Here is a 7,146-nt window from a genome sequence, read left to right on the forward strand (position 1 = left end):
GGCTGTGCGACTTTCGGTAATGCGCTGGGCCCCGATTACAACGCCGCGCATGCCAGCCATTTTCATCTCGGCATGCGCGGTTCGGGTTACTGTCGTTAGCTAGACCGCCGGATTAAGCCCACGTTTTATCAGGAAATGATTAGCCGGCCAGGAGAAAATAAAGCCAATCATTATTGCCAGTTGCAGCATAAACCAGAATGCCACCAGCAGCGGATTGACTTGCTCGTGCAGCACAAACTTTAGGGCCAACGCCATAAAGATAAAAATACCTAATTGATAAATCAGCAGTGGGAAAATCTCGGTTTTCAACGCCAATAATAATGCGCCGCCAAATGAATGTTTTTCACGTTGACGAATCGCCAGGAATTGAAATAGTAATCCGATGAACAATGAAACGATAATGCAAATAAGCGCCTGCATCCCAATCGTTGGATTAAAGGCAAATTGTTTTAGTAATGTGACTATCGGGATTGTCATTATATCGCCGAATATACAGGCCGCTGCGGATAATGAAGTGGAAATAAATATGGTTTGCCAGCTGGCATTACTGCGTATTTTTTGGGGTACCAGCAGCGCAAGTTTTTGCTGTTGTGAAGGCTTGCGGCCTAAGTACCACCAGGCTATCCAGCCAATAAAAGGCATATATAAGCCAGTAATGGGCCAAATGATATTCATCACCGCGACAGGATGCGGATGGCGAAACAGGTCTTTTAGAATCATCAGGGCAGTACAGCCGCCCAGAACAAGGAAAGGTAATGCCAACTGGTTCAACATAGTCGGTTCCGCTGAGTTTCCCACCTACCTGCGACAATGCGCCTGAGCCGGTCTGTCGCATTGCCCCCCATTGCCTCTTTACCTTCATTTCTCATGCCGCGAGTATTAAGCGTAGCCGTGAATCAGCGTGAGAGAAATCACATCATTACTAAAAGCATTATCTTAACCGCAGAAATAGGTGGGATTAAGATTAAGTAAAAACTAATTCACCGTGGAAATGGCGTTGATAGCAAAAGAATATGCTTTGCCATGCGTTAATTTTAGTTAATGACGATGCTAAAAATTTATCAATCTAACGTTCATTTTCAATCAAACGGGTGATTGAAACTACTTCAGAAAAATCCTATTCTAATCCGCTGAGGAATTAAAGTTGTGAACCTGTTAACAAATAGCGTGAACTTACACATTTCCATTACGTTAAAGCATTGACATTAGAAGAGTTATGCCCGCTGCTGGCAAATATGCTCTCTTTTCAATCAATATTTTTTGTCTGGCTAATTTATTTTTTTGCGTTAACACGAATCAATTTCAGAATGTAAAAGCGTGAAACAGCGCTAAGGCAATAATGACGACCGATAATTATTTCGTCTGGCGAGACGAAATGGAAAATGAATTTCTGGCGCTAACCCAAGTGGCGCATTTGAAATCGCTATTGCAACAGCAGATTGAAAAGCTGGGTTTTGATTACTTCGCTTTTTTGGTTCAGCATCCGGTGCCTTTTACCCGGCCGCGCCTGTTTTTGTTCAGTACGTACCCGGAAAGCTGGGTAAAACGCTACGAAAGTGAGAACTATTATGCAGTCGATCCGGTGCTATTACTCTGTCAGCGGCCGGGACGTGGTGTGGAATGGACGCGCGATTTATTTACCGGTGCGGGTAATTTATGGGCGGAAGCTAACGCCGCAGGATTAATGAGCGGCTTTTCCTGCTCAGCAATGGCACCCAATCGTACCATTGGTATATTATCAATTGCATCGACGCTTCACAGTAAGACCCAACACTTACGTGTACAGCTAGAGGTGAAACTGCATCTTCTGGCGGAACTGAGTTTGCGCGTGCTGGAGCGTCTGAATGATGATTCTATGGTCGTTTTATCTAACGATTTTAGTCAGCGTGAATTAGAAATTCTGAAATGGACGGCGGAAGGAAAAACGTCTGCGGAAATTTCACTTATTTTAGCCATATCTGAACATACGGTGAATTTTCACCAAAAGAATATGCAAAAGCGTTTTAATGTTTCCAATAAAACGCAGATTGCCTGTTATGCCGCAGCAGTTGGCCTGATATAGCGAAAACGCAACTACTAATTTTAGTAGTTCCTTCTCCAGTGTCAGTTGTCTACCCTGCGCGCAATGTTGCCAGGCTGGCTCAAAGAAATCATTGCATACATGGGGATGTCAGAGGCGCATGATGAAAGTAATTCAAACACAGCTTAAGGATATGCCGTCCTCACTGTTGGCAGAACTGGGAACGTATCGCTATAGCGTGTTTGCGCGCGGCGAAGGGTGGTCGATTCCACCGCGATTAAGTACGCCAGGGCAAGAGTACGATCGGTTTGATCGCTCGGATGTTACCTGGTTGATTGCCTGGAACGCTCGTCAGGGTATTTGTGGTTGCGCACGACTGTTGCCGTGGCATGAACCAGAAGTGCCGGAAGGTTTTGTTTTGCCTTTCGATCAGGAAAAGGTTTGGGAAATGTCGCGCTTCTCGGCGCGCCTTGAAGTAGACGCAGAGCTGCCGCTGAGTATTTTGTGGCACTCGGTGCAGTTAGCAGAACTGAGCGGCATGGAGTATTTGATCAGTTCGGCGACGCCGATGCTTGAGAAGATGTTTGAACAGCATCAGGTGGTCTACGAGCCGCTTTCACCTGGCTTGATCCAATCTGAGGACAATCTGTTTGCCATTCGCATTCCGGTTGATCAACCAGCGTTGGCGGAGAAGTATCGTGGAACGCGACGCTTTAGCCCGGAAGAGGTGCTGCCATCGCTAGGTGTTTCAGTGAACTGGCAATCGCACAGCTAAATACCCCGCGCATCGCGCGCGGGGCATATCGCTTACTGACGGTAAGCGGTTTTGATTTGACGAATTGTGTTATTAAACACTTCCGCCTGCGGCTTATCGCCTAACGAAGCTTGCACATAACGCTCCATGTTGATGATCACCTTACCGGCATCGGCTTGACCCATTCCTTTCAGAATCAGCGTCACCATCATTTTCAGACAGGCGACTTCGTCTGCCAGCGCCTGCGTGTCTCGTGAAGTTGCGAAATCTTCATCACTCATAATTGACTCCTTGGTGGTGTTACTCAATGTAGACACATTCTTCCTGTGCGTAAAAAAGAGAGTATATCATATGGTTGTCAGACGAATTTTAATGCAGGCGAAGCGGTAAAAGCCAGACCGCGATTTAATTGCGCATTGCGCTATTTGTCAGCAATCAGAATTAGCATTGAGCTGTTATTTACCCGGCAATCAGAGTGCGACAACAAAATCGAGCTATAAATTATAACTTAATGATATTAGTCACAATTTTACTTCTGTAATTTTGCATGTTATTGCCCCGTGCTGTAAAAGCAAGATCAAAAGAATGTTATTGATTTGCATCATTTCATTTGAGATTTATCTGTGGCGATAGATGTTTTTTCCACCTGAAAACCGGTAAGATAGCCGCTCTGAAATATATTTCCCTTTCTTAACCTGCGGAGTACGTCCCGTTGATCAGCCTGCTTCTTGTTGATGACCATGAACTGGTCCGCGCCGGTATTCGCCGCATTCTGGAAGATATGAAAGGACTCGTCATAGCCGGTGAAGCGGCCTGCGGTGAAGACGCCGTGAAATGGTGCCGCAGCAATCCGGTTGACGTAGTGCTGATGGACATGAACATGCCCGGTATTGGCGGCCTGGAAGCGACACGCAAAATTGTGCGCTTTAATCCCGACATCCGCATCATCATGCTCACCATTCATACCGAAAATCCTCTGCCGGCGAAAGTAATGCAGGCGGGCGCAGCAGGTTATCTCAGTAAAGGGGCCGCGCCGCAGGAAGTGGTGAGTGCGATTCGCTCAGTGCATTCGGGGCAACGCTATATCGCCTCCGATATTGCCCAGCAAATGGCACTCAGCCAGATCGAACCGCAAAAAGCCGAATCACCCTTCAGCTGTTTGTCGGAAAGGGAATTGCAGATTATGCTGATGATCACGCGCGGGCAGAAAGTGACGGAAATCTCCGAACAGCTTAGTCTCAGCCCGAAAACCGTTAACAGTTACCGCTATCGCATGTTCAGTAAGCTGAATATCAGTGGCGACGTCGAGTTAACGCATTTGGCCATTCGACATGGCCTGTTCAATGCGGAGCCATTAATCAGTAGTGAGTGACGTCTTCAATTCCAAAGCCTTTCTCAGCACCGTGACCAGCCAACCCGGCGTCTACCGTATGTACGATGCGACCGGCACGGTGATCTATGTTGGCAAAGCCAAAGACCTCAAAAAGCGCCTGACCAGCTACTTCCGTACGCAGGTGGGCAGTCGCAAAACTGAAGTGCTGGTCAGCAACATCCAGAACATCGACGTCACCGTGACGCACACCGAAACGGAAGCGCTGCTGCTGGAGCATAACTACATCAAGCTCTACCAGCCGCGCTATAACGTGCTGCTGCGCGATGACAAATCCTATCCTTACATTTTTCTCAGCAGCGATAGCCATCCGCGCCTGGCGATGCACCGTGGTGCGAAGCATGCTAAAGGCGAATACTTTGGGCCGTTTCCAAATGGCTATGCAGTGCGTGAAACCCTCGCGTTGCTGCAGAAGGTTTTCCCGATTCGCCAGTGTGAAAACAGCGTGTATCGCAACCGTTCGCGGCCGTGTTTACAGTATCAGATTGGCCGCTGCCTTGGACCCTGCGTTTCGGGTTTAGTTAGTGAAGAGGAGTATGCGCAGCAAACCGATTACGTGCGTCTGTTCCTCGCGGGCAAAGATGATCAGGTAATCAATCAGTTGGTCAAACGCATGGAAACGGCCAGTGAGGAGCTGCGTTTTGAAGAGGCGGGGATCTTACGCGACCAGATTCAGGCGGTAAGGCGTGTTACCGAGCGGCAGTTTGTTTCCAATCAGGGTGAAGACCTGGATGTGATGGGCGTGGCCTTTGATGCCGGCATGGCCTGTTTGCACGTGCTGTTTATTCGTCAGGGCAAAGTGCTCGGCAGCCGCAGCTACTTCCCGAAAGTGCCCGCCGATACCGAACTGACCGAAGTGGTGCAAACCTTTGTCGGCCAGTTCTATCTGCAAGGCAGTGAAGCGCGCACTTTACCGGCGGAAATCCTGCTGGACTTTAATCTGCCAGAACGTGAGCTGCTGGCCGAATCGCTTAGCGTGCTGGCGGGGCGCAAGGTGAATATTCAAAGTAAGCCGCGTGGCGACCGCGCGCGCTACCTGAAACTGGCGCGTACCAATGCGGCAACGGCGCTGATTACAAAGCTGTCACAGCACTCGACCATTCAGCAGCGTCTGGCAGCGCTGGCGACGTTCCTCGAGCTCGATACCATCCATCGCATGGAGTGCTTCGACATCAGCCACACCATGGGCGAGCAGACCATTGCATCGTGCGTAGTATTCAATCGCGATGGTCCGCTGCGTTCCGATTACCGTCGCTACAACATTGAAGGCATCACGCCGGGCGATGATTACGCGGCGATGAATCAGGTGCTGCGCCGTCGTTATGGCAAAGCGCTGGAAGAGGACAAAATCCCCGACGTGATTATCATCGACGGCGGTAAAGGCCAGTTAGCGCAGGCGAAACAGGTGTTCGCCGAGCTGAATGTGCCGTGGGATAAAGATCGTCCGATTTTACTCGGCGTGGCGAAGGGCAGCGATCGTAAAGCTGGGCTGGAGACGCTGTTCTTTGAAGCGGAAGGTGAGGGCGTTTCATTGCCGCCGGACTCGCCTGCACTGCATGTGATTCAGCATATTCGTGATGACTCTCACAATCATGCGATTTCAGGTCACCGGAAAAAACGCGCCAAAGTGAAGAACACCAGCGCGCTGGAAAGCATTGAAGGCGTGGGGCCAAAACGGCGCCAACAGCTGCTCAAGTATATGGGTGGCCTGCAACCGTTGATGAATGCCAGCGTCGATGAGATTGCTAAAGTGCCGGGGATTTCTACCGCGCTGGCGGAAAAAATCTACTACTCACTGAAACACTAACGTTGAAAGAGGGGGGGCAATGTAGGAACATACATGAAACCCTACTCACACCAGACAGTTACTGGCATATGCAATTTAACATTCCGACGTGTCTTACCCTGTTTCGAGTCGTACTTATTCCCTTCTTTGTCCTGGCGTTTTATCTGCCATTTCAATGGGCTCCTTTTGCTACTGCGCTGATCTTTGTGATTGCTGCGGTCACTGACTGGTTTGATGGTTTTTTAGCGCGTCGCTGGAAGCAGACCACGCGTTTTGGCGCGTTCCTCGATCCGGTGGCGGATAAAGTGCTGGTGGCTATTGCGCTGGTGCTGGTAGCGGAACATTTCCATGCATGGTGGATTACGCTGCCTGCGGCAACCATGATCGCCCGCGAGATTATCATCTCTGCACTGCGTGAGTGGATGGCAGAGATTGGCAAACGCAGCAGCGTGGCGGTGTCGTGGATTGGCAAAGTGAAAACCACCGCGCAAATGTTCTCGCTGTTTGCCTTGCTGTGGCGTCCTGAAGCCACGGTGGTAGGCGTGGGTGTGGTTGCGCTGTACATCGCCGCGGTGCTGACTTTCTGGTCAATGTTCCAGTATTTGAGCGCCGCGCGCGGCGATTTGCTCGATAGCTGATCGATGCGATTTAAAAAGCAGCAAACGGACGCAGTGTGTGGATAATTATATTGACTCACTGCGTCAGATAAGTAGAATGCATCGCATCGAACAGCAGCGATTCTGCAAGAAGCTGAATTAAATCAGCAAGTTCGATGATGAAATACAGAATCGAGTATTTCAATTTGTAGCAAGGCAGCAACTGAACGAATCACAGAGAGCTTACTTCAGTAAGTGACCTGTGTGAGTGATGGAAGCTAACGCAGCAACAAATTGAAAGACGAAGATTATGCGGGAATAGCTCAGTTGGTAGAGCACGACCTTGCCAAGGTCGGGGTCGCGAGTTCGAGTCTCGTTTCCCGCTCCAAATTTAGTGATTCGTATTCAACGGATTACATATCAGATTAAAGGCGCGTTGGCAGAGTGGCCATGCAACGGATTGCAAATCCGTCTACCTCGGTTCGACTCCGGGACGCGCCTCCAATTTACACCCTGCCCGGGTGGTGAAATCGGTAGACACAAGGGATTTAAAATCCCTCGGCTTATGGCTGTGCGGGTTCAAGTCCCGCCCCGGGCACC

The 7,146-nt window shown here is 49.6% G+C and carries 8 protein-coding genes and 3 tRNA genes; 9 read left to right on the forward strand and 2 right to left on the reverse strand.

Features of this window, described 5'->3' with window-relative positions; genetic code table 11:
- The coding region (locus RTY00_RS16300; RefSeq protein ID WP_312665137.1) for an extensin family protein at positions 1-99 on the forward strand (99 nt) is incomplete at its 5' end.
- Here RTY00_RS16300 and RTY00_RS16305 read toward each other — a convergent pair.
- Positions 100-774, reverse strand: coding sequence for a DUF4396 domain-containing protein (locus RTY00_RS16305; protein WP_008102325.1), 675 nt, complete (start codon positions 772-774; stop codon positions 100-102).
- Positions 775-1,339: 565 nt separating this feature from the next.
- On the opposite strand from RTY00_RS16305, the gene sdiA reads away from it, so the two are divergent.
- Together sdiA and RTY00_RS16315 are read left to right on the forward strand one after the other, a co-directional pair.
- A complete protein-coding gene (gene sdiA, locus RTY00_RS16310) occupies positions 1,340-2,062 on the forward strand; it encodes a transcriptional regulator SdiA (RefSeq protein ID WP_154192191.1) in 723 nt (240 codons plus the stop codon).
- Positions 2,063-2,183: 121 nt separating this feature from the next.
- Positions 2,184-2,795, forward strand: a complete 612-nt coding sequence (locus tag RTY00_RS16315) for an acyl-homoserine-lactone synthase (RefSeq protein WP_008102322.1) — start codon at positions 2,184-2,186, stop codon at positions 2,793-2,795.
- A gap of 32 nt (positions 2,796-2,827) precedes the next feature.
- On the opposite strand, the gene RTY00_RS16320 is transcribed toward RTY00_RS16315, so the two are convergent.
- On the reverse strand, positions 2,828-3,055 hold the full coding sequence (locus tag RTY00_RS16320; RefSeq protein WP_007887303.1) for a DUF2594 family protein: 228 nt from the start codon (positions 3,053-3,055) through the stop codon (positions 2,828-2,830).
- Positions 3,056-3,486: 431 nt separating this feature from the next.
- Between RTY00_RS16320 and uvrY the strand changes: the two genes are divergently transcribed.
- From uvrY to RTY00_RS16350, 6 genes are all read left to right on the forward strand, one after another.
- Positions 3,487-4,146, forward strand: coding sequence for a UvrY/SirA/GacA family response regulator transcription factor (gene uvrY, locus RTY00_RS16325; protein WP_008102320.1), 660 nt, complete (start codon positions 3,487-3,489; stop codon positions 4,144-4,146).
- Positions 4,139-5,971, forward strand: a complete 1,833-nt coding sequence (gene uvrC, locus RTY00_RS16330) for an excinuclease ABC subunit UvrC (protein WP_312665136.1) — start codon at positions 4,139-4,141, stop codon at positions 5,969-5,971. The genes uvrY and uvrC overlap by 8 nt, the downstream gene beginning before the upstream one ends.
- A 68-nt stretch (positions 5,972-6,039) precedes the next feature.
- Positions 6,040-6,588, forward strand: a complete 549-nt coding sequence (pgsA, locus tag RTY00_RS16335) for a CDP-diacylglycerol--glycerol-3-phosphate 3-phosphatidyltransferase (protein ID WP_008102316.1) — start codon at positions 6,040-6,042, stop codon at positions 6,586-6,588.
- Positions 6,589-6,858: 270 nt separating this feature from the next.
- A tRNA-Gly gene (locus RTY00_RS16340) sits at positions 6,859-6,934 on the forward strand.
- 42 nt (positions 6,935-6,976) lie between these two features.
- Positions 6,977-7,050: transfer RNA gene (locus RTY00_RS16345), tRNA-Cys, on the forward strand.
- Positions 7,051-7,061: 11 nt separating this feature from the next.
- Positions 7,062-7,144: transfer RNA gene (locus tag RTY00_RS16350), tRNA-Leu, on the forward strand.
- Positions 7,145-7,146 lie beyond the last annotated feature (2 nt).

The sequence above is a fragment of the Pantoea sp. CTOTU49201 genome, from assembly GCF_032054795.1.
Taxonomy (GTDB): domain Bacteria; phylum Pseudomonadota; class Gammaproteobacteria; order Enterobacterales; family Enterobacteriaceae; genus Pantoea; species Pantoea symbiotica.

Excerpts from the sequence above, each read along its gene's own strand:
- RTY00_RS16305 (WP_008102325.1), bottom strand. The coding sequence starts at position 774 with ATGTTGAACCAGTTGGCATTACCTTTCCTTGTTCTGGGCGGCTGTACT.
- sdiA (WP_154192191.1), top strand. The coding sequence starts at position 1,340 with ATGACGACCGATAATTATTTCGTCTGGCGAGACGAAATGGAAAATGAA.
- RTY00_RS16315 (WP_008102322.1), top strand. The coding sequence starts at position 2,184 with ATGAAAGTAATTCAAACACAGCTTAAGGATATGCCGTCCTCACTGTTG.
- RTY00_RS16320 (WP_007887303.1), bottom strand. The coding sequence starts at position 3,055 with ATGAGTGATGAAGATTTCGCAACTTCACGAGACACGCAGGCGCTGGCA.
- pgsA (WP_008102316.1), top strand. The coding sequence starts at position 6,040 with ATGCAATTTAACATTCCGACGTGTCTTACCCTGTTTCGAGTCGTACTT.